Source organism: endosymbiont of unidentified scaly snail isolate Monju, assembly GCF_000801295.1.
Taxonomy (GTDB): Bacteria; Pseudomonadota; Gammaproteobacteria; order Chromatiales; family Chromatiaceae; genus MONJU.
Genome location: NZ_AP012978.1, coordinates 1,274,418 through 1,294,987, shown reverse-complemented (window position 1 = coordinate 1,294,987; position 20,570 = coordinate 1,274,418). Strand labels below are relative to the sequence as shown.

Genomic DNA, 20,570 nt, shown 5'->3' with positions numbered 1-20,570 from the left:
GACGACTTCGTGGACTACCTGATACTCGCCGGTTTCTTCGGCACCCTGGTCTGGATCATCTTTCAGTTCGGCATCGAGCATGCCCTGGCGGCCGGTGCGGCGATCACCGGCATCGTCTGGCTGATCCACCGCGAGGTCAAGGGCCCGCAGAAGCGCGAGGAGCTGCCCGGTTATGCCGAGTACGCTCGTTCCTTCTTTCCCATCTTCCTGGTCGTGCTGCTGCTCCGTGCCTTCGTGGCCGAGCCGTTTCGCATCCCCTCGGGCTCGATGATGCCTACCCTGCTGGTGGGTGATTTCATCCTGGTCAACAAGTTCACCTATGGTCTGCGCATGCCGGTGACCAAGACCAAGCTGCTGGAGATCAATAAACCGCAACGCGGTGACGTGGTGGTGTTTCGCTACCCGATGAATCCGAAGTTCGACTACATAAAGCGCCTGGTCGGCCTGCCAGGTGATCACATCCGCTACCGCAACAAGACGCTCTACATCAATGGCAAGCCGCAGCCGATCGAGCCGATCGGGCCCTACCAGCCGGTGGGCTCGGGTACCCGTGCCCTGGGCTCGGTCGAGGCCATCGAGAACCTCGAGGGCGTGAAGCACTCGGTGCTCATCAATCCCCTGGCTCCGGACTTCAATCCTTCCTGTACCTTCATGGGATACCGCGAGATCGTGGTTCCCGAGGGGCATTACCTGATGATGGGTGACAACCGCGACGACTCCAACGATGGGCGCTGCTGGGGCTTCGTGCCCGAGGAAAACCTGGTCGGCAAGGCCTTCCTGGTCTGGTTCAGCCTCGACTGGAAGCGACCCGGCATCATCGCCTGGGACCGGATCGGGTCCCTGGTCCATTGATTCCTGTCTGAAACCGCGAAAGAATCGGCCAAACCCTTGTCATCGGAGAACGCCATGTCCCACGACCGCCCGATCCCCGCACGGCAACGGGGGCTGACTTTCATTTCCTGGTTGCTGGTGCTTGCCATCGCCGTCTTCTTCTTCCTGATTGGCGTCAAGATGGTGCCGACCTATATCGAGAACTTTGCGATCAAGGAAGTGCTTGCCAATGTCGCCCAGGATCGCGGCTCGCGCGACATGAGTCATCGCCAGCTCAAGAACAGCCTGCTCAAGCGCTTCCGCATCAACGGCGTGTACGACTTCTCGCGCGACAATATCCACATCAAGAAGATCAAGAACGGGACCCGCATCGATGTCCAGTACGAGGTGCGCAAGCCGGTGATCGGCAATGTCTCGGTGGTGATGGACTTCTCCGAATCGGTCGTCACCCCCGAATGATCGACAGGCTGCAACGACGCCTCGGCTACCGCTTCGACGACCCGGGACGACTGCTGCATGCGCTCACCCATCGCAGCGCCGGTCCCGATCACAACGAACGCCTGGAATTCCTTGGCGATGCCATCCTCGGTTTCGAGGTCGCCGATTGGCTGTACCAGCACGAAGAGGCCGCCGACGAGGGCCAGCTCAGCCGCATGCGGGCTCACCTGGTCAAGCGCGAGACCCTGGCCGAGGTGGCGCGCGAGCTGCAACTCGGTGACATCCTGCGCCTGGGGCCGGGCGAGTTGCGCAGCGGCGGCCAGAACCGCGATTCCATCCTCGCCGATGCGGTGGAGGCGATCATTGCCGCGGTCTACCTCGATGGCGGCATCGAGGCGGCCCGCGCCCTGGTGCGCCACCTGCTGGGGGAACGCCTGGCGACGGCCGGCCTGCAATTGCAGCAGAAGGACGCCAAGACCCGCCTGCAGGAGCATCTCCAGGCCCGTCGCCTGCCGCTGCCACGTTACGAGGTTGAACGCATCGACGGCGATCAGCATCGCCAGCAGTTCACCGTGAGCTGCCAGGTCGAGGGGCTGGATACCCGCAGCCAGGGGCAGGGCAGCAGCCGCCGCAAGGCCGAGCAGGCCGCGGCAGCCGCTTTTCTGGAGGCGCTCGAGAATGACTGAAACCCCGCTGCACGCCGGCTACGCGGCCCTGGTCGGGCGGCCGAATGTGGGCAAGTCCACCTTGCTCAACCGCCTGCTCGGCCAGAAGATGGCCATCACCTCGCACAAGCCGCAGACCACCCGGCACCGCATCCTCGGCATCAAGACCCGTGACGAGGGCCAGATCGTCTACGTGGACACCCCGGGGATCCATGACCGTGGCCGCCAGGCGATGAACCGGTATCTCAACCGCTCGGCCCATTCCGCGCTCACCGACGTGGACCTGGTACTGTTCGTGGTACAGGCGCTGACCTGGCACAAGGAAGACGAGCTGGTGCTCAAGGCCATTCGCCAGGCGGGGCGCCCCTGCCTGGCGGTGGTCAACAAGATCGACACCGTCAAGCCACGCGAGAAACTGCTGCCCTTCCTGGCCGAACTGGGTGCGCGGCACGATTTCGTCGAGGTGGTGCCGGTCTCGGCACGTGACGGCACCCAGGTCGAGGCGCTCGACCGCCTGGTGTTGTCCCACCTGCCCGAGGGGGATCTTATCTATCCCGAGGACCAGATCACCGATCGGCCAGAGCGCTTCTTCGCCGCCGAGATCCTGCGTGAGCAGATCATCCGCCGCTATCACGAGGAGCTGCCCTATGCGGTCACCGTGGAGATCGAGCGTTTCGAGGAAGAACCCGGTCGCTATGTCATCGGTGCGGTGGTCTGGGTGGAACGCGAGAGCCAGCGCGGCATCCTGCTGGGCAAGGGCGGGCAGGCGATGAAGGAGACGGCCACCGCGGCACGCCGCAACATGGCCGAGTTCTTCGACACCCGGGTACACCTGGATGTCTGGATCAAGGTGAAGAAGAGCTGGTCGAGCGACGAGACCACCCTGCAACAACTGGGTTATTCCGAATAGGGCGTTTCCCGTGGACCTGCAACCGGCCTATGTGTTGCACACCCGCCGTTTTCGCGAGTCCAGCCTGATCGTCGAGCTGATCACTCGCGATCACGGTCGCATGGGCGTTCTGGCGCGTGGTGCCCTGGGTGGCAAGGGTGGCCGACGCGCCCTGTTGCAACCCTTCGTGCCGCTGCTGCTGGACTGGCGTGGCCGGGGCGAACTGCCGGTGCTGGCCGACTGCGAGGCCGCGGACCGTCCCCGTACCCTGGTTGGCCGTGCGCTGTATTGCGGACTTTATGTCAACGAGCTGGTGCTGGCCCTGTGCGAGCGTGCCGACCCGCACAGCGAGCTGTTCCCGGCCTACGTCCATTGCATCGACCGGCTCGCCGAGGCCGGGAACGACAACCGCCGGCTGGAGCCCGCGTTGCGGCGTTTCGAGATGCGCCTGCTAGACGAACTGGGCATGGGCCTGCAACTGGAGACCGATGCCGAAGGGCAGGCCATCGAACCGCACAGGCGCTATCATTACCGTTTCGACGCCGGGCCGTTGAGGGCACGCGACGAGGCTGCCGATACCTGTCAGGGCGAGACCCTGCTGGCCCTGGCGCGTGGAGAGTTCACCAGCGACCGGCAACGTCGTGAGGCCCGGCTGCTGTTGCGTCGGGCGATCGACAGCCAGCTGGGTGGCCGTCGGTTGCGCGCCCGCGAACTGTTTCTATCGACCAGGAAGACACCATGAACCGGAAACGCCTGCTTGGCGTCAACATCGATCACGTGGCCACCATCCGCCAGGCCCGGGGTACCCGTTACCCCGAGCCGGTCCAGGCTGCCCTCATCGCCGAGCAGGCCGGGGCTGACTCGATCACCCTGCACCTGCGCGAGGATCGGCGGCACATCCAGGACTGCGACGTGCACCTGCTCGCCGAGGTGTTGCAGACCCACATGAACCTGGAGATGGCAGCCACCGAAGAGATGCTGCGCATCGCCTGCGAAGTGCGGCCCTCGTACTGCTGCCTGGTCCCCGAACGCCGCGAGGAATTGACTACCGAAGGTGGCCTGGACGCCGCCTCGCAGATCGACCCCCTGCGCGACTACTGTGCGCAACTGGCCGAGGCAGGCATCAAGGTGTCGTTGTTCATCGACGCCGACGAGCGCCAGCTCGAGGCCGCCGCCGAGATCGGCGTGCCGGTGATCGAGATCCATACCGGTCACTATGCCGAGGAACGCGATCCCGAGCGCAAGCAGGCCGAGCTGGCGCGCATCGCGCATGCCGCACTCTACGGCCAACGCCTGGGCCTGCAGGTGAATGCCGGACATGGCCTGGACTACCACAATGTGCAAGCGGTCGCCGCTATCCCTGAACTGGTGGAGTTCAACATCGGCCACGCCATCGTGGCACGCGCCATCTTTCACGGCATGGCCGAGGCGGTGCGCGAGATGAAGCGCCTGATCGGCGGCGCGGGTGCGGGTTAAAATGGCGTCCATGAACTATCCGACTATCGCCGAGTGCATCGGCAACACCCCACTCGTCCGCCTGCAACGCCTGCCGGGCGAGACCAGCAATACCCTGCTGGTAAAGCTGGAAGGCGACAACCCTGCCGGCTCGGTCAAGGACCGGCCTGCGCTGTCGATGATCGAGCGCGCCGAGGCGCGCGGCGAGATCCGTCCGGGCGACACGCTCATCGAGGCCACCAGCGGCAACACCGGTATCGCGCTGGCCATGGCCGCGGCGATCAAGGGCTACCGCATGATCCTCATCATGCCCGACAACCTCAGCCAGGAGCGTCGTGACGCCATGTATGCCTACGGGGCCGAGCTGATCCTGGTCACTCGCGAGCAAGGCATGGAGGGCGCACGCGACCTGGCGCTGGCAATGGAGGCCGAAGGGCGGGGCAAGGTGCTCAACCAGTTTGCCAACCCCGACAATCCGCTGGCGCACTACGAGGGCACCGGTCCCGAGATCTGGCGCGATACCGGCGGCAGCATCACCCATTTCGTGAGCGCCATGGGGACCACCGGCACCATCACCGGCACTGCGCGTTATCTCAAGGAACAGCACCCCGGGGTGCAGATCATCGGCGTGCAACCGGCCGAAGGCGCGCAGATCCCCGGCATCCGTCGTTGGCCGCAGGAGTATCTGCCCGAGATCTTCGACGCCTCGCTGGTCGACCGCGAGATCGACATCGACCAGGCTACTGCCGAGGAGACCACCCGGCGCCTGGCGCGCGAGGAGGGCATCTTCTGCGGTGTCTCCTCGGGTGGGGCCGTAACCGCGGCCCTGCAACTGGCACGCGAGGTGGAGAACGCGGTGATCGTTACCATCATCTGCGACCGTGGCGACCGCTACCTTTCCACCGGCGTCTTCTCGCAGGAGTGAGCATGCAATTCACCGCCATCGGCTTCGCGGCCATCCCCGATACCGACAGCGCGCGCGATGCGCTGGGCCTGCATGACCTGAGCGAGGCCGACATCGCCAAGGTCATGTTCCACCGCCACAAGCAGGCGCATGGCGACGAACGCCTGGGCTGGGATCAGCTGTGCCTGGGCGCGGTCTCGCTGCTGCGCGTGGATGCCGAGGGGGTACGCCTGGAGACCTTCTCGCAGGCCGAATTTCCCGAGATCCTGCTGATCGATGCCGTGTTCCAGGCCATGCAGGCCACGCCGCCGTTGTACAGCTGGGGCGGCGGGGACGATTTCGTTCCGCTCCTGTTGTTCCGTTGCCTGCGTCATCGCCGCAGCGCCGCCGATTACTATGCGGCTGCCGCGCGGGGAGAGGCGCCACACCAGGATCTGCGGCACCGCATGCTGTCGAACGCGACTTCCTTCCCCAGCCTGCACGACGTGGCCCGCCGCCTGGGGCTGCCCGGCATGCAGGGGGTCGAGGCCGAGTCACTGTGGGAACAATGGCTGGCGGGCGAGCGCGCGGCACTGGGTGATTATGCCGAGGTGCAGGCGCTCAACACCGCGCTGCTGGCGCTGGAGATCCTGCACCTGCGGGGTGATTGCGCGCTCGAGGACGTGAGCCGCACCCATGAACAGTTGCGTGCGGCCTTGCAGGGACACCCGCGCCGCGAGGCCCTGCTCGGATCGCTGCCCGCATGAGCCGCCGCCGCAGACGCTCGCGCCTGCCGCAGGGGGAGTTCGAGGCGCACATCGACGACATGGCGCACGACGGCCGTGGCGTGGCCCGCGTGAACGACAAGGCCACCTTCATCCAGGGCGGGCTGCCGGGCGAGCGGGTGCGCTTCCGCTATCTGAAGACCGGCAAGCGACACGACGAGGGCGTGGTGACCGAGGTTCTCGAGGCCGCGCCCGACCGCGTCGCACCGCGCTGTCCGCACTATGCCATCTGTGGCGGCTGCAGCCTGCAACACCTGGATCCCGCCGCGCAGATCGCCGCCAAGCAGGCGGTGTTGCTCGACAACCTGCGCAAGCTCGGCCAGGTCGAGCCAGGCGAGGTCTGGGTGCCGCTCACCGCCGAGCCCTGGGGTTATCGCCGCAAGGCGCGCCTGGGCGTGAAGAGGGTGCCGAAGAAGGGCAGGGTACTGGTCGGCTTCCGCGAGCGTGGCAGCAGCAAGGTGGCCGAACTCGACGAATGCCACGTCCTGCATCCCCGGGTCGGGCGCATCCTGCCGCAGCTGTCCGAACTGATCGAGGGCTTCAGCATCCGCGACCGCCTGCCGCAGATCGAGATGGCCATGGACGACGAACGCTGCGTGCTGATCTTCCGCCATCTGGAACCCTTCAGCGAGGCAGACCTCGAGCGTCTGCGCCGCTTCGGTCACGAGCACGACATCGTGCCCTATCTGCAACCTGGCGGCCCGGACACGGTGGCCCCGCTCGATCCGCCCGGAGTGGACCTGCGCTATGCCCTGCCGTCGCAGGGACTGGAGCTGGGCTTCCTGCCGGGTGACTTCACCCAGGTCAACACCGCCATCAACCGGCAGATGGTGGATCGCGCCATGCAACTGCTCGCCCCACAGCCCCACGAGACGGCGCTCGACCTGTTCTGTGGCGTTGGCAACTTCACCCTGCCGCTGGCGCGCCATGCCCGCGAAGTGGTCGGCGTGGAGGGCGATGCCGGCCTGGTCTCGCGTGCGAGAGAGAATGCCCGGCGCAACGGTCTGGACAACGTGGCCTTCTACACCGCCAACCTGTACGAGGAACTCGAACCAGCGGCCTGGCAGGACCGGCAATACGACATCGCCCTGCTCGATCCCCCGCGCAGCGGCGCCCAGCCCATCCTGCCCTTGCTGCCCCGATTGGGCGTACAACGCATCCTCTACATCTCGTGCTACCCCGGTACGCTCGCCCGCGACGCCGGCGAACTGGTACGCGACCACGGCTACCGGCTCCTCGGCGCTGGGGTGATGGACATGTTCCCGCACACCGGGCATGTCGAGTCCATCGCCCTGTTCGAGCGGGGATGAAGGAAAAACCAACCGCAAAGAACGCGAAGGACGCCAGGTTTCAGAGAGCGCCTCGTCGATAACTCCCTTCCTGGCTTTCGAGGTAACAGGCCTTCGAATCGGTTCCTTCCACACTGGCGGGAACCCCCTCCAAACAAGCTCCTCCCCCGCGTGCGGGGGAGGTTGGGAGGAGGCCAACCCCTCGTTTGCCAGCCCCTCCCAGGTTCCCCCATGCCATGAAGGAAGACCATGAGCGGCTTGTTCACGGCCCCCGATGGCATTTGCGCGCCAGAGCGTCAGGCGAATAGACTTCATGAGAACATCTCGACATCCCACCCGGATGCTGGAAAAAGACGCATGGAATCATGAATGAATGCTTCTACATGACGCCGGTGCCAGGGATGAGCCTTGCCCAGGATGCGGAACAGCCGAAGGACTTCCAGATAATCGCGCCAGAAGCGCGCAATACGCGGGTCGTCCGTGGCAGATACGCGAACAGACATGGGCAGACCTCCCTGTTTGCGGGACTCTGAACCGCCCCGGATATTCCGGAGACTGTTTTGTTTGAGTCAGGCCGCCTTGGCAGACTCTTTCTGTTGGCGATAATACGCCGCTTCCAACTCCGCCGGTGGCACGTTGCCAATAGGCTCCAGCAGCCGCCGGTGGTTGAACCAGTCCACCCACTCCAAAGTGGCATATTCGACCGCCTCCCTATGCTTCCAGGGGCCTCGCCGGTAGATAACCTCGGCCTTGTACAGACCGTTGATCGTCTCTGCCAGAGCGTTGTCATAGGAGTCCCCTCGGCTACCGACCGAGGCATCAATGCCGGCCCCGGCCAGGCGCTCCGTGTAGCGCACCGACAGGTACTGACAGCCTCGGTCACTGTGGTGCACCAGGCCCTCTGTGTCCTGGCGCGACCATAGCGCCTGCTCCAGCGCATCCAGCACCAGGTCGGTCTTCAGCGACCGGGAGACACGCCAGCCCACGATCCGTCGGGCATAGACGTCCACGACAAACGCCACATAGACAAACCCTGTCCAAGTCGCCACGTAGGTAATGTCCGCCACCCACAACTGATTCGGGCGGGTGGCAGTAAACTGCCGCTTCACCCGGTCCAGTGGTCGTTCCGCCGTCGTGTCGCCGATCGTTGTCCGGCAACGGCGGCCTCACACCACACCCCGCAACCCCATGACACGCATCAGGCGTTCCACCGTGCAGCGGGCTACCTCGATGCTTTCCCGGTTGAGCTGCCGCCATACCTTCCTGGCACCGTACACCTGGAAGTTCTCTTCCCAGATCCGTCGAATCTCGTCTGACAGGGCGCGATCCCGCTGCAATCGCCGCGGCAGTCGCTGTGGATCGGCCTCACGGGCCTTGTGCTCATAGTAGGTGGACGGGGCGATCGGCAGCACCGCGCAGATCGGCTCGACCCCGTAACGATCCCTGTGATCGTCGATGTACGCGATCATCTCTTCAGTTTGCGGTCGAGCTCCGCCTGGGCAAAAAAAGCCGACGCCGTCTTCAGAATCTCGTTGGCCCGCCTCAGCTCCCGGTTCTCCCGTTCCAAGGCCTTGAGCCGCTCGCGCTCCGACGTCGTCAGACCCTCGCGCAGTCCTTGATCACGCTCGGCCTGTCTCACCCATTTGCGCAGCGTCTCCGGCGTACAGCCGATCTTGGCCGCGATGGAGGTCATCGCCGCCCATTGGGAATCATGCTCGCCCTGATGATCAAACACCATGCGAACCGCCCGTTCCCGGACCTCAGGGGAATATCTCTTGCTCGTATCCATAGACTCTATCCTCTCAAGAAATGGAGTCTCCGGGAAACCCGGGACGGTTCACTCCTGGAGAATAAGCGCAGAACAAGTGGCTGCATATCGCAATATTGGCGCCGTCCACATGTCGTGATATTCGTGCCGTCCAAATAATCAACTGTTAGGCCAATAACGCTTCGGATATTGTTGTATGACCCTTGAAGATATAAGACTATATTTCGAAATTACTGCATATGTAGCTGGCGTAATTTCAGTTCTATTTTTAGGTATTCAACTTAAGAAAGAGAGAAACTGGAGGAATACAAAACTCTTCAATTTCTGGAGGAAAAATATACAAGTTTATTGTGGAAAGCGGCCGACGTGCCTGAAATAAATAATGTTTGGAGAAAGATTCCTGAAGAAAGGCGGCGTTTATTCGATTCATTATCAGGAAAGACAAACAAGGAATCATGGCCAATTTGGGAGGCAATGTCTGCAGAAGAAAAAAATTGCTACCGTTTCACCAGGGCAGGATTGGAGATTTTAGAGCAAGCATATATCGCTAATGGAAGAGGATGGATTGATAGTTCAGAAATATGGAAAAAGTGGGAGGGGTGGATGATTTCATGGAAAAAGACTAATTCATACGTTCCGTACGTAGTCTCAGAGATGGAGCACTGGTTTACTGAGTCATTTTTGAGATTCTTTGACAAGCTGGAATGAATGATACCTAACAAATCAATTTCACCCGGACTACCTTCGTCGCTGCGCTCCCAAGGCGTCCGGTTGATTGCGACGTTGGGTTTTTAATGAGGATATATTATGAAAGATGGATTTGAGTTGAGGAAGTCTGCCGGGAAGGGGGAAGGTGTTTTTGCCACCAAATCATTTGAGGTTGGTGACATAGTGATGGTTGGCGTTATTAAGGAAGTGCTGAATGGAAATCACTCTCATGCGTCACAGATAAGCGAAAATAAGTTTGTACTTCACGATGGATTAATAACCAAGGTTAATCATTCCTGTGACTCAAATTGTGGTATTAAAGTAAATGAATCTGGCGCGCACGACTTTGTTGCAATAAAGGACATCAGTATTAATGAGGAAATAACTTTCGATTATGCTATGAGAAACTATATTATCGACTACTTCCCGAAGAAGTGTATGTGCGGCTCTGATAAATGTCGCGGCAGGATTACAGGATGGAAAGATTTACCAGACGAGAATAAGAAAGAGTATGAAGGCTTTGCAGCTCCTTACCTGCTTGAGATGGATGTTAAGCATTCTTGTGAGAAAATGTAGGGTATGCAGAGCGAAAAAACCTAACAAGGCAAATTCACTCGGACGTCAAAAAGTGCCGTTCGTTCCTCACTCTGCTTTTTGCTGCCGGTGATTTGCGACGTTCGGCGCAGAGAGTGAATAATGCATTTTTGATATATTGATGAAGCAGGCTACACAGGGGAAGATCCTGAACTCGCAGAATAAATGCAACGCCCGAAGTTGACGAGGCATTCCGTTGCCCCTTGGAATAAAGGGGCGCCTCTGCTTCTCCCGCCCCGCGAATGCCGCGATAATACGGGCCATACTGGCCTGAGGCTCCTTCCATGCCCCTCGAAATCGAACGCAAGTTTCTGGTGACCGACGAGCGCTGGCGCGCGCAGATCGAGCGCAGCGTGCCCATGCGCCAGGGCTATCTCTGCCACGATGAGCGCCGTGCCATGCGGGTGCGCATCTTCGGTGAGCAGGCACATCTGAACATCAAGGCCAGCGCTGACGGTATTCACCGCCACGAGTTCGAGTATGCCATCCCGCTGAATGATGCCGAGGCGCTGTTCGCGCACGTGGTCGAGGGGCCGGTGTTCGAGAAGATCCGCCATTACCTGCATGTCGGTGAGCATCTCTGGGAAATCGACGAATTCCAGGGCGAGAACGCGCCGCTGGTGGTGGCCGAGATCGAGCTGTCCCATGCCGACGAGCCCTTCGAGCGCCCCCCTGGCTGGGCGAGGAGGTCTCGAGTGACCGGCGCTACTACAACAGCCAGCTCGCCAGCCATCCTTACAGCCGATGGCGCGATTGATCCGCCTGCTGGCCACCGATGCGGTCTCCGAACGCATCAATGCCTTGTTGTACCGGCCGCTGGTGGACTTCGACGCAGCCGACCGCCCGGTGCCGGGCGTGGTGCGCTGGCAGCGCATCGACGACCGCCACTACCGGCTCGCGCTCAACGGCTCGCCCGTCCCCTTTGCCGACGGTTCGCCGGTGACACTGGACGATGTGGCCGCGACCCTGCGCACAACGCGCGATCACCCGGCCTCGCCGCATGCGGGCACCCTGAAACACATCGTGCAGATTCGCCACGAGGGCGATGCCCTGCGACTGGATCTCTCGCGTCCCGATCAGCGCCTGCCCGAGCGTCTGCACCTGGGCGTGGCGCCGGCCGGACGGCTGGAGGAGCGCGGGGCGCTGGCACGCGATCCGCTCGGTTCGGGGGCGTTCCGCTTTCTCGGCTGGCAGGCCGATGGCGGGGTGTTGCTGGCGCGCCGGGCCGACGGGCTGAAGGTCCGCTTCGCGGTGGTGCCCGATCCGACCATGCGGGCGCTCAAGCTGTTGCACGGCGAGGCGCAGCTGGTTCAGAACGATCTGCCGTTCGAGATGGTTGAGCGCCTGGCGCGTGACCCGGCCATTACCCTGCATGAGACGCCAGGCACCACGTTCAGCTACCTGGGGTTCAATCTCGAAGACCCGGTCACCGGCGATCGGCGGGTGCGTCAGGCCATCGCGCTGGCCATCGACCGCGAGGCCATCGTGCGCCACCTGTTCCGCGGCCATGCGCGGCTGGCTACCACCCTGCTGGTGCCGGGGCACTGGGCGGCGCATCCGGGGCTGGCGCCCTGGCCGCACGATCCGGATCGCGCCCGCGCCCTGCTCGCCGAGCTGGGTTACGGGCCACAACGGCCCTTGCGCATCACCTACAAGACCTCGACCGATCCCTTCCGCCTGCGCATCGCCGCGGTGATCCAGGCGCAGCTGGCAGAAGTGGGCATCGATCTGGAGATCCGCAGCCACGAATGGGGCACCTTCTTCGGCGACATCAAGGCCGGGCGCTTCCAGATGTACAGTCTGAGCTGGGTGGGCATTCGCAGCCCGGACATCTACCGTCACATCTTCCACAGCGCCTCGCTGCCACCCGGAGGCGCCAACCGGGGGCGCTATTGCAACCCCGAGGTCGATGCGTTGATCGAGCGTGCCGAGCGTCTGTCGCGCGAACAGGCCGTGCCCTTGTATCGGGCGATTCAGGAACAGGTGCACCGCGACCTGGTGTATGTGCCGCTGTGGCACGAGAACAATCTGCTGCTGAGCCGAGGGGTGGGCGCTGTCGCGCCCCGGCGCGACGGCAGTTATGGTTTTTTTCGAAGCGTTGGAGAAAAAGTGAAAGGGCCGGGAAGGGAATGCAGCACCGGAAACGGGCGATAATGGGGTGATGACCTCGCGCCATATCGACATCGACCTGTCCACCCAGACCCTGCGCCTGCTCGAGGGCGAGCAGGAACTGGTGCGCTATACGGTCTCCACCGCGCGCAACGGCGCGGGGCAGTGTCAGGGGTCGGAGTGCACGCCGCTGGGACGCCATCGCATCCGCCTGAAGATCGGCGCGGGCTGCCCGCCGGGGACGGTGTTCGTGGCGCGCCGTCCCACCGGCGAGGTCTGGACCTCCGAGTTGGCACGGGCGCACCCGGAGCGCGACTGGATCCTGACCCGCATCCTGTGGCTGACCGGTTGCGAGCCGGGCTACAACCGTGGGGGAGAATGCGACAGCCTGCGGCGCTTCATCTACATCCACGGCACCCCGGACGATCAGCCCATGGGCGAGCCCTGTTCGCATGGCTGTGTGCGCATGCGCAACACCGACATCATCGAGCTGTTCGATTGTGTGGAACGCGGCACCGAGGTGCTGATCCACGCTGGTGGGGCAGGGGGATCATGCTGAGTCGCCTGTTCGATACCCTGCTGGTGCTGCTGGGCGTGGTGAGCCTGGTGTTCCTGCTTGCCGCCGTGGTGCCTGGCGATCCGGTGGACGTGATGCTGGGCGAGCAGTCCAGCGCGGCCGACCGCGAGGCCCTGCGTGCGGCCATGGGCCTGGACCGGCCGCTGGCGGTGCGCTGGGCGGACTACCTGGGCGGCCTGTTGCACGCCGACCTGGGACAGTCGCTGCTGCGTGAGCGACCGGTATCGACGCTGATCGCCGAACGCCTGCCGGCGACCCTGGCACTGGCGCTGGCCGCCTTTGCCGTGGTGCTGGTGATCGCCCTGCCGCTGGGCCTGCTCGAGGTGCTGGAACAGGACTGGATGCGCACTGCGCGCGCCAAGGGGCTGGGCGCCCGGCAGGCCCTCTGGCGTCACGCCTTGCCGAACGCCCTGCTGCCGGTGGTCACCCTGCTGGGCCTGCAACTGGGTGGCCTGCTCGGCGGGGCGGTGGTCACCGAGGTGGTATTCGCCTGGCCAGGTATCGGTTCGCTGCTGATCGAGGCCATCCACCAGCGCGACTACCCCCTGATCCAGGGCGTGGTGCTGGTGATCGCGGTGAGCTATGTGTTGCTCAATGCACTGACCGACGGGCTGCTGCGCGCCCTCGATCCCCGGATGGAGCCGGGCGGATGAGTCGTCTGCCCGCGCTGATCCTGGGCGGCTGGGCATTGCTCGCGCTGGGCGGCTGGGTACTGCCGCTGACGCCCGATGCCATCGATCTGGAACGGCTGTTCGCCGCGCCCCTGTCAAAGGGATACCTGTTCGGTGGCGACGAGCTGGGCCGTTCGGTGGCCGAGCGGCTGGCCGCGGGGGCCGGAATATCGCTTCTGGTCGCGGTGGTCAGTGTCTCGTTGTCTGCCGTTATCGGCACCGTCATCGGCGTGCTGGCGGGATACCTCGGCGGTTGGGCCGACCGGGTGGTCTCGCGACTGATCGAGGTGTTTCTGGCCTTTCCCGGGCTGTTGCTGGCCATTGCCCTGGTGGCCTTCCTGGGGCCGGGCATCGACAATGCGGTGATCGCGCTCTCGGCCATGGGCTGGGTGGGCTATGCGCGCCTGAGCCGCAACCAGGTGCTGTCGTTGCGCCATCGCGAGCATGTGCTGGCAGCCGTCGCGCTGGGCCGCGCGCCGCCGGCCATCATGGCGTATCACCTGCTGCCGCTGTTGCTTGCGCCACTGCTGGTCGAGGCCAGCTTCGGCCTGGCCTCGGCGGTGATCGCCGAGGCCGGTCTGTCATTCCTGGGGCTGGGTGTGCAACCGCCCCAGGCCTCCTGGGGCAGCATGATTCGGGAGGGTGTACGCTACCTGCTGGTGGCGCCAGCACTTGGTGCTGGTACCAGGGATCGCGCTGTCGCTGGTGGTGCTGGCTGCCAACGTGCTGGGCGATGGGCTGCGCGATCGCCTGGATGTCACTTCACGTAGTAGGCCGTGAAGTACAGGTCCTTCACCATGGGGTCGTCGGTGAGTTCCTCGAGCTTTTTGCGGATCGCCTCGAGCAGCTGCTTGCGCAGTGCCTCCTTGCTCTCGCGGGTGGTGAGTTGCTTGCCATCGGCCCCGGCGATGATCATCAACACCGTATGCCGCAATGCCGGCATGTGTGTCTTGATCTTCTCCACCTTGCTGGCGTACTTGGTCATCAGCTGGATGTCGCAGCGGATATACTTGGGGCCGCCAGTGAGGTTGCTGACGATCGAGGGCTTCATCTCGACATAGCTGATCTTGACCGGTTCCTTCTCCTCGTCTCCCGCCAGGGCAGGAAGAGAAAAAGCGATAAACAACATAAAGATAGAGAATAGTCTCGAAGTGATTTCCATTTTTCTTCCCATGTACTGCAAACGGCTTGTCGGTGGCTGGACCGGCGGCTCTCGCGCGGAGGACAGATGCACGGACCAGTGATGATCGACCTGCTCGGCACCGAGCTGTGCGCCGAGGACATCACGCGGCTGCGGCATCCGGCGACCGGCGGGGTCATCCTCTTTCGCCGCAATTACGCCTCGGTCGAGCAGTTGTATCGGCTGATCCGCGAGATTCATGAGCTGCGTTCGCCTCCCTTGTTGATCGCGGTTGATCAGGAAGGCGGCCGGGTGCAGCGTTTTCGGGAAGGTTTCACCCGCCTGCCGCCGCCAGCGGCCATCCTGCCGTTCTGCGACGGCGACGTGGCGCGTGCGCGGCGGGTGGCGCACGAGCTGGGCTGGCTGATGGCGGCCGAACTGCGCGCGGTGGGCGTGGACTTCAGCTTTGCCCCGGTGCTCGACCTGGGACTGGGCATCAGCGAGGTGATCGGTGACCGCGCCTTCGACGAGACGCCGGAACAGGTCGCCAGCCTGGCCATGGCCTGGATGCTGGGCGCACGGGAGGCGGGCATGATCAGCGTGGGCAAGCATTTCCCCGGTCACGGTGCGGTGCGTGCCGATTCGCACCACGAGCTGCCGGTGGACGAAAGACCGCTGGAGACCATCCTGCACCAGGATGCGCACCCGTTTCGGCGCCTGATCTCCGCCGGGCTCGAGGGGATCATGCCCGCGCACGTGGTGTATCGTTGCTGTGACGAACGGCTCGCGGGGTTCTCGCCATTCTGGCTGCAGACCATCCTGCGCGGTGAGCTGCGTTTCAACGGTGTGATCTTCAGCGACGACCTGAGCATGAAGGCCGCCGATGCCACCGGGACGCCGGCCGAGCGGGCGAGGGCGGCCATTGCCGCGGGATGTGACCAGGTGCTGGTATGCAACGATCCGACAGCGGCCGAACAGGTGCTGGAAGCGCTGGCCGATCACCGCGACCCGGTGTCGCTGACGCGCTGTGTCCGACTGCACGGCCGTCCCGCACCTGATCGGCAACAGCTCCGCGAATCGACCCGTTGGCACCGGGCGGCCGGCCTGGCCGCCAATATCCTGCAACAACGCGAGGACGAACTTCCCCTATGAGTGCGCTGTCACCCGAAGCCCGGCATGCCCAGGACGTGCTGGACCGGGCTGAACTTCTCCATGACGAACACGCGGTGAATCAGGCCGTGCGCAAGATGGCCGCACGCATCACGGCCGATCTGGCCGAGGCCAATCCGCTGGTGCTGTGCGTGATGAACGGCGGCCTGGCGCCCACGGCCATGCTCATGCCGCACCTGGTCTTTCCCTGGAAACTCGACTACCTGCACGCCACGCGCTACCGCGAGCAGACCTCGGGTACCGAGCTGGTCTGGCAGCGCACCCCAGCGCAGTCACTGACCGGCCGCCACGTGCTGGTGATCGACGACATCCTCGACGAGGGCCATACGCTGGAGGCCATTCTGCACTACTCTGCACTACTGTGAGGCCCAGAAGCCGGCCAGCCTGCGCGCTGCGGTGCTCACGCAGAAGATCCACGATCGCGGGGTGCGTCCGCCGATCGACTACATCGGCCTGACCGTGCCCGACCGCTATGTCTTCGGCTGCGGCATGGACTATCGTGGATACTGGCGCAACCTGCCGGCCATCTACGCCTTGCCGGAACATCTGGAGGGACACTGAATCATGCATTACCTGGGTATCATCGGCGGTTCCGGCCTGACCCGGCTGGAGGCACTGGAGATCGAACGGCGCGAACTGGTCTCGACGCCGTTCGGGGCCCCTTCGGCGCCCATGCAGTTCGGACGCCTGAACGAGCTGCCAGTCGCCTTTCTGCCGCGCCACGGCGGCAATCACCAGGTGCCGCCGCACAAGGTGAACTATCGCGCCAACATCTGGGCCTTCAAGGAAGCGGGGGTCGAACGTATCGTCGGCATGGCTGCGGTCGGTGGCATCTCCGCCAACATGGGGCCCGGAACCCTGTGCGTTGCCGACCAGGTCATCGACTACACCTACGATCGCAAGCACACGTTCTACGAGCAGGACCTCAAGCGGGTCATCCATGCCGATTTCACCGAGCCCTATTGTGAGGCGCTGCGCCAGCAACTGCTGGCAGCGGCCGGGCGCATTGGCGAATCGGTGGTGGGAAAGGGGACCTATGGCGCTACCCAGGGGCCGCGCCTGGAGTCGGCCGCCGAGATCCGCCGCCTGGCGCGCGACGGTTGCGATATCGTCGGCATGACCGGGATGCCCGAGGCCGCCCTGGCCCGGGAACTCGAGCTTTGCTACGCCAACTTTTCGCTGGTGGTCAACTGGGCTGCCGGTCTGGGTGAGGGCGGCCCGATCACCATGCAGGAAATCGAGAGCTATCTGGGCGAGGGCATGGCGCGCGCCATTCGGGTTATCGCGGCCCTGGAGCACGAATGACTCGCTGGCAGGGTGCCTGTGCCGGGAGCTTGCTGCTGCTGACTGCAACGGCGGTGGCCGAAGCACCCGATGCTTTCCAGAAAGGGATGGCGGCCCTGCTGGAAGGCAATTTTGCCGAGGCCTGGTGCCACTGGAAGCCGCTGGCCGAACAGGGGCATGCCGAGTCGCAATACAACCTGGGCTGGCTGTATGCCAACGGGAACGGCCTGGCCGTGGATATGGGGCGTGCCTTCTACTGGTGGAAACAGGCTGCGGCCCAAGGGCATGCCGACGCCGAATTCGCCATCGGCCTGGCCTATACCACGGGCGAGGGCGTGGAGCGCGATCTGGCCGAAGCGGTGCGCTGGATCTACCGTGCCGCCGGGCAGGGCCATCCCGATGCGCGCGACATCCTGCTGCGCCTGGCCGGCGATCCCGAGATCGATGTGCTGGCCATCGTTCCCGAACTGCTCGACCAGTCCTGGTTCGGCTGGACCGGACAGGTCACCGGCAAGCGTATCAACGTCCGCGCCAGTCCTGGTACGGGTGCGCGGATCGTGACCCAGCTCGAGCAGCATCAGCAGGTGCGTGTGCTGGGCAGGCGCGGGAACTGGTTACGTATCCAGTTGCCTGCCCGTGAAGGCGAGAAAGCACCGCGTCTGGCCTGGGTTTATCATTCGCTTCTCAAACCCGTGCGCTTCTCAAACCCGTGCGCATCCCGCGAGACAGGAAGGAACCATGAATATCTATCGTCTGCTGTTGATCGTTCTGTCGCTCATCTCCGCCTGGCTCTACCTGCGGGTGGTCCTGCCGCCGGAGCCGGTGGTCGCCGAAACAGCCGACCAGACCACGCCCGCCGCGTCCGGCGAAATGGCAACGACGGAGGCCGCCGGACAGACCGCTGCTCCCACCGAACCCGCCACCGACGAACCGGCCCCGCAAACGGCGGCAAGCACCACCGGGCAGTCGCAGGGCGAAACGGCACCCGCTGCCGAATCTGCCGATACGTCACAAGCCGAAGACCTGCGGCCGTTGCCAGCGGACCAGATGCGGCAGATCATCGAGACCTTGGCGCCGGAGCTGCTTCAGGGGCAGTAATGATTCGCCACTCATACCAAGCATGCCAGGCAAATAGGCCTGATACTTCCTACACAACATGGGCCGTAGACGCACAATTTTCGAAGAATTGATCGAACTCGCTGCTCGAATGCCTTGGTGGGGAGGCATCGTTCTGGCATTGATCAGCTATGTGGTGCTTCACCCCTTTGTTACACAAACCGTCTTTTCACCATCGGACATCAACCACTTGGGCGCGGCCATGGTGCACCAGGCGGTTCGTGTCTTCGCAACGATTGGGCAATACTTGGTCCCGGGTGCATTTCTTCTGGGTTCCGTAGTTTCTGCATTCAAACAGGCGAAACGCCATCATCTCGTGGAAAAGACCAGCGAAGTCACGTCCCACGATTCGGTCAAGTCCTTGTCCTGGCGCGAATTCGAAATGCTGGTCAGTGAGGTTTTCCGACGCCGTGGCTACACGGCCCAGGAAACCGCCGACGGAGCCGACGGGGGTGTCGACATCGTTCTGCGCAAGGACGGCGAACTGTCGTTGGTGCAGTGCACAAGCACTGGCGAGCGAACAAGGTCGGCGTGGCTGTCGTTCGTGAACTTTTCGGCATCATGGCCGCCAAGGGGGCGACTCAGGGTTTCGTGGTGACTTCCGGGACCTTCTCCCGAGAGGCTCAACGATTTGCCGAAGGACGCAATATCGAGCTTGTCGATGGTTCGAAGCTGGATACGATGCTTCGTCGGATCAAGCGGATCGAGTCTCAACTGAAACCTGCTCGCACGAACACCGATGCGAGCAGCAAGGGACACTATAGCAAGGTCGTGGCACTCAAACGCACCCCAGACTGCACCAAAGTGCGGTGAAGCCATGGTGAAACGAGTCGCACGCAAAGGTCCGTATGCGGGACGGGAATTCTGGGGATGCAGCCGATACCCGAAGTGCCGCGGCGTGCGAGCGGTCAAGTAGAGGAAAGAGAACCTCCGGGATTCAGAAAAGCAGCCTGCGTATCTGCTCGCCTATGATTTAACATAATAGGTATTATGCGAAACGATGTCCGGGAGAGGCCGTCGCGCTATGGAGTCTGGTGGCAGCCGCATCAACATCGCTTTACCGCCTGATCCAGTGCCGTGCGGCTGGTTGCTGCCACCCTTTGACGGTTATGCTTCACCCACAGAACAATGTCTTTCCCACCACGAGGTGAAATACTCATTCCCTGATCCACTATCGCGCTGAAATTCGCGCCAAGGAAAATCCCCGCCTGTCCGTATCCTGCGGCGCGTCTTAACTCCGAACACCTGCCGCGTGACGTCACGTTACGCTTCGTCCGGTGCGATCGATGCCGTACGTTGCTCGAGCCATTCGGCAATCGCCGGTCCCGGCATTGGCCGGGCCAGCAGGTAGCCCTGGCCCAGGTGACAGCCTTCGGCCACCAGGAAGGCACGTTGCTCGGCGGTCTCGATGCCTTCTGCCAGGACTTCGAGGCCAAGATTGTCGCCGAGCGCCACGATGGCCCGGATGATGGCCTGGCTGCCACGATCATGCGGCATGTCGCGCACGAAGGACTGGTCGATCTTGAGTTGCTGGATGGGGAGCTGGTGCAGATAGGCCAGTGAGGAATAGCCGGTGCCGAAGTCGTCGATCGCGAGATTGACGCCACGGTCGCGCAGTGCCTGCAGGACCACCACGCTGGCGCCGGCGTTCTCCATCACGAAGTTTTCCAGCACCTCGAGCTTGAGATGAGATGCCGGCAGTCGCGCGCCGTGCAGGGCGTTTTCCACCTGTTCCTGGATGACACCACGCTGGATCTGCTGGTGACCGACGTTGACCGCCACGCAGATGTCCAATCCTGCTTCTTGCCATTGCCGGGCCTGCTGGCAGGCGGTTTTCAGTACCCATTCGCCGATGTCGATCATCAGACCGGTCTGTTCCGCCAGCTCGATGAAGCGACCGGGGTCGATCAGTCCGAAATCGGGATGCTGCCAGCGCAACAGTGCCTCGACGCCGACCAGTGTGTCATTGACCAGGTCCAGTTGCGGTTGGTACAGCAGGCGGAGTTCATCGCGTTCGATGGTCTTGCGCAGGCTGTTTTCCAGCATCACCCGCTCGAAGGCGCGTGCAGTCAGGCCCTTGCTGTAGAAGGCGAAAGTGTTGGCGCCCTGCTCCTTGGCCACGTGCATGGCGGTGTCGGCATTGCGGATCAGGTCGTCGCAGGACGGTCCATCGCGCGGGTACAGGCTGACGCCAATGCTGGGGGTGATGAACAATTCG

General features: G+C 63.2%; 21 protein-coding genes, 6 pseudogenes and 1 other annotated feature. Of the genes and pseudogenes, 22 read left to right on the top strand and 5 right to left on the bottom strand.

Features of this window, described 5'->3' with window-relative positions:
• Positions 1-9: 9 nt before the first annotated feature.
• From lepB to rlmD, 9 genes are read left to right on the top strand one after another with little or no spacing between them, the layout of a single operon-like run.
• Positions 10-852, top strand: a complete 843-nt coding sequence (lepB, locus tag EBS_RS06155; RefSeq protein ID WP_331711262.1) for a signal peptidase I — start codon at positions 10-12, stop codon at positions 850-852.
• Positions 853-906: 54 nt separating this feature from the next.
• Positions 907-1,290: a DUF4845 domain-containing protein gene (locus EBS_RS06150; RefSeq protein WP_043107798.1), complete on the top strand. Its 384-nt coding sequence runs from the start codon at positions 907-909 to the stop codon at positions 1,288-1,290.
• Complete coding sequence (rnc, locus tag EBS_RS06145; RefSeq protein WP_043107797.1) at positions 1,287-1,955, top strand: ribonuclease III; 669 nt, start codon at positions 1,287-1,289, stop codon at positions 1,953-1,955. The genes EBS_RS06150 and rnc overlap by 4 nt, the downstream gene beginning before the upstream one ends.
• Positions 1,948-2,844, top strand: a complete 897-nt coding sequence (era, locus tag EBS_RS06140) for a GTPase Era (RefSeq protein ID WP_171816200.1) — start codon at positions 1,948-1,950, stop codon at positions 2,842-2,844. The genes rnc and era overlap by 8 nt, the downstream gene beginning before the upstream one ends.
• A gap of 10 nt (positions 2,845-2,854) precedes the next feature.
• Positions 2,855-3,565, top strand: a complete 711-nt coding sequence (recO, locus tag EBS_RS06135) for a DNA repair protein RecO (RefSeq protein WP_231892857.1) — start codon at positions 2,855-2,857, stop codon at positions 3,563-3,565.
• Positions 3,562-4,299 (top strand): pyridoxine 5'-phosphate synthase, encoded by a 738-nt coding sequence (gene pdxJ, locus EBS_RS06130; protein ID WP_043107795.1) that lies wholly within the window; start codon positions 3,562-3,564, stop codon positions 4,297-4,299. Before recO ends, pdxJ begins: the two co-directional genes overlap by 4 nt.
• Position 4,300: 1 nt before the next feature.
• Positions 4,301-5,203 (top strand): cysteine synthase CysM, encoded by a 903-nt coding sequence (cysM, locus tag EBS_RS06125; RefSeq protein WP_043107794.1) that lies wholly within the window; start codon positions 4,301-4,303, stop codon positions 5,201-5,203.
• A gap of 2 nt (positions 5,204-5,205) precedes the next feature.
• Positions 5,206-5,928, top strand: a complete 723-nt coding sequence (locus EBS_RS06120; RefSeq protein ID WP_043107793.1) for a 3'-5' exonuclease family protein — start codon at positions 5,206-5,208, stop codon at positions 5,926-5,928.
• Positions 5,925-7,256 carry a 23S rRNA (uracil(1939)-C(5))-methyltransferase RlmD gene (rlmD, locus tag EBS_RS06115; RefSeq protein ID WP_043107792.1) on the top strand — a complete coding sequence of 444 codons (1,332 nt, stop codon included), beginning with the start codon at positions 5,925-5,927 and terminating at the stop codon, positions 7,254-7,256. The genes EBS_RS06120 and rlmD overlap by 4 nt, the downstream gene beginning before the upstream one ends.
• A gap of 290 nt (positions 7,257-7,546) precedes the next feature.
• Here rlmD and EBS_RS13975 read toward each other — a convergent pair whose 3' ends face one another.
• Both EBS_RS13975 and EBS_RS13600 read right to left on the bottom strand, forming a co-directional pair.
• On the bottom strand, positions 7,547-7,738 hold the full coding sequence (locus EBS_RS13975; RefSeq protein ID WP_148307681.1) for a hypothetical protein: 192 nt from the start codon (positions 7,736-7,738) through the stop codon (positions 7,547-7,549).
• Positions 7,739-7,804: 66 nt separating this feature from the next.
• Positions 7,805-9,024 (bottom strand): annotated as a pseudogene (locus EBS_RS13600) (IS3 family transposase).
• Positions 8,630-8,746, bottom strand: a sequence feature (AL1L pseudoknot). Its footprint overlaps the pseudogene before it by 117 nt.
• Positions 9,025-9,369: 345 nt before the next feature.
• On the opposite strand from EBS_RS13600, the gene EBS_RS13970 reads away from it, so the two are divergent.
• From EBS_RS13970 to EBS_RS06080, 7 genes and pseudogenes are all read left to right on the top strand, one after another.
• On the top strand, positions 9,370-9,711 hold the full coding sequence (locus EBS_RS13970; protein ID WP_148307680.1) for a hypothetical protein: 342 nt from the start codon (positions 9,370-9,372) through the stop codon (positions 9,709-9,711).
• Between the two features lie 99 nt (positions 9,712-9,810).
• Positions 9,811-10,287 (top strand): SET domain-containing protein-lysine N-methyltransferase, encoded by a 477-nt coding sequence (locus EBS_RS13595; protein ID WP_081999856.1) that lies wholly within the window; start codon positions 9,811-9,813, stop codon positions 10,285-10,287.
• Between the two features lie 302 nt (positions 10,288-10,589).
• Positions 10,590-10,922: pseudogene (locus tag EBS_RS13590) on the top strand (CYTH domain-containing protein); the annotation flags it as partial.
• Positions 10,923-11,049: 127 nt separating this feature from the next.
• Positions 11,050-12,459 (top strand): ABC transporter substrate-binding protein, encoded by a 1,410-nt coding sequence (locus tag EBS_RS06095; protein ID WP_052199357.1) that lies wholly within the window; start codon positions 11,050-11,052, stop codon positions 12,457-12,459.
• 7 nt (positions 12,460-12,466) lie between these two features.
• Complete coding sequence (locus EBS_RS06090; protein WP_043107790.1) at positions 12,467-12,973, top strand: L,D-transpeptidase; 507 nt, start codon at positions 12,467-12,469, stop codon at positions 12,971-12,973.
• Positions 12,967-13,644, top strand: coding sequence for an ABC transporter permease (locus tag EBS_RS06085; RefSeq protein ID WP_043107789.1), 678 nt, complete (start codon positions 12,967-12,969; stop codon positions 13,642-13,644). The genes EBS_RS06090 and EBS_RS06085 overlap by 7 nt, the downstream gene beginning before the upstream one ends.
• Positions 13,641-14,442: pseudogene (locus EBS_RS06080) on the top strand (ABC transporter permease). The gene EBS_RS06085 and the pseudogene EBS_RS06080 overlap by 4 nt, the downstream one beginning before the upstream one ends.
• On the opposite strand, the gene EBS_RS06075 reads toward EBS_RS06080, so the two are convergent.
• Complete coding sequence (locus tag EBS_RS06075) at positions 14,420-14,791, bottom strand: flagellar basal body-associated FliL family protein (protein WP_052199356.1); 372 nt, start codon at positions 14,789-14,791, stop codon at positions 14,420-14,422. The pseudogene EBS_RS06080 and the gene EBS_RS06075 overlap by 23 nt on opposite strands.
• A gap of 99 nt (positions 14,792-14,890) precedes the next feature.
• On the opposite strand from EBS_RS06075, the gene nagZ reads away from it, so the two are divergent.
• The 6 genes and pseudogenes from nagZ (at position 14,891) to EBS_RS13570 (ending at position 19,268) form a co-directional block, all read left to right on the top strand.
• On the top strand, positions 14,891-15,934 hold the full coding sequence (nagZ, locus tag EBS_RS06070) for a beta-N-acetylhexosaminidase (RefSeq protein ID WP_043107787.1): 1,044 nt from the start codon (positions 14,891-14,893) through the stop codon (positions 15,932-15,934).
• 5 nt (positions 15,935-15,939) lie between these two features.
• Positions 15,940-16,513 (top strand): annotated as a pseudogene (locus EBS_RS06065) (hypoxanthine-guanine phosphoribosyltransferase).
• Positions 16,514-16,516: 3 nt separating this feature from the next.
• Positions 16,517-17,257 (top strand): S-methyl-5'-thioinosine phosphorylase, encoded by a 741-nt coding sequence (locus EBS_RS06060; protein WP_043107786.1) that lies wholly within the window; start codon positions 16,517-16,519, stop codon positions 17,255-17,257.
• Positions 17,258-17,286: 29 nt separating this feature from the next.
• On the top strand, positions 17,287-18,426 hold the full coding sequence (locus EBS_RS13585; protein ID WP_171816199.1) for an SH3 domain-containing protein: 1,140 nt from the start codon (positions 17,287-17,289) through the stop codon (positions 18,424-18,426).
• Positions 18,393-19,165, top strand: a pseudogene (locus tag EBS_RS13580) (restriction endonuclease). The gene EBS_RS13585 and the pseudogene EBS_RS13580 overlap by 34 nt, the downstream one beginning before the upstream one ends.
• On the top strand, positions 19,092-19,268 hold the full coding sequence (locus tag EBS_RS13570) for a topoisomerase DNA-binding C4 zinc finger domain-containing protein (protein WP_081999852.1): 177 nt from the start codon (positions 19,092-19,094) through the stop codon (positions 19,266-19,268). The pseudogene EBS_RS13580 and the gene EBS_RS13570 overlap by 74 nt, the downstream one beginning before the upstream one ends.
• A 347-nt stretch (positions 19,269-19,615) precedes the next feature.
• On the opposite strand, the gene EBS_RS06040 is transcribed toward EBS_RS13570, so the two are convergent.
• Positions 19,616-20,398 (bottom strand): putative bifunctional diguanylate cyclase/phosphodiesterase, encoded by a 783-nt coding sequence (locus EBS_RS06040; protein ID WP_269446346.1) that lies wholly within the window; start codon positions 20,396-20,398, stop codon positions 19,616-19,618.
• A gap of 63 nt (positions 20,399-20,461) precedes the next feature.
• Positions 20,462-20,569: pseudogene (locus EBS_RS14765) on the bottom strand (diguanylate cyclase domain-containing protein); the annotation flags it as partial.
• Between the last annotated feature and the right edge of the window lies 1 nt (position 20,570).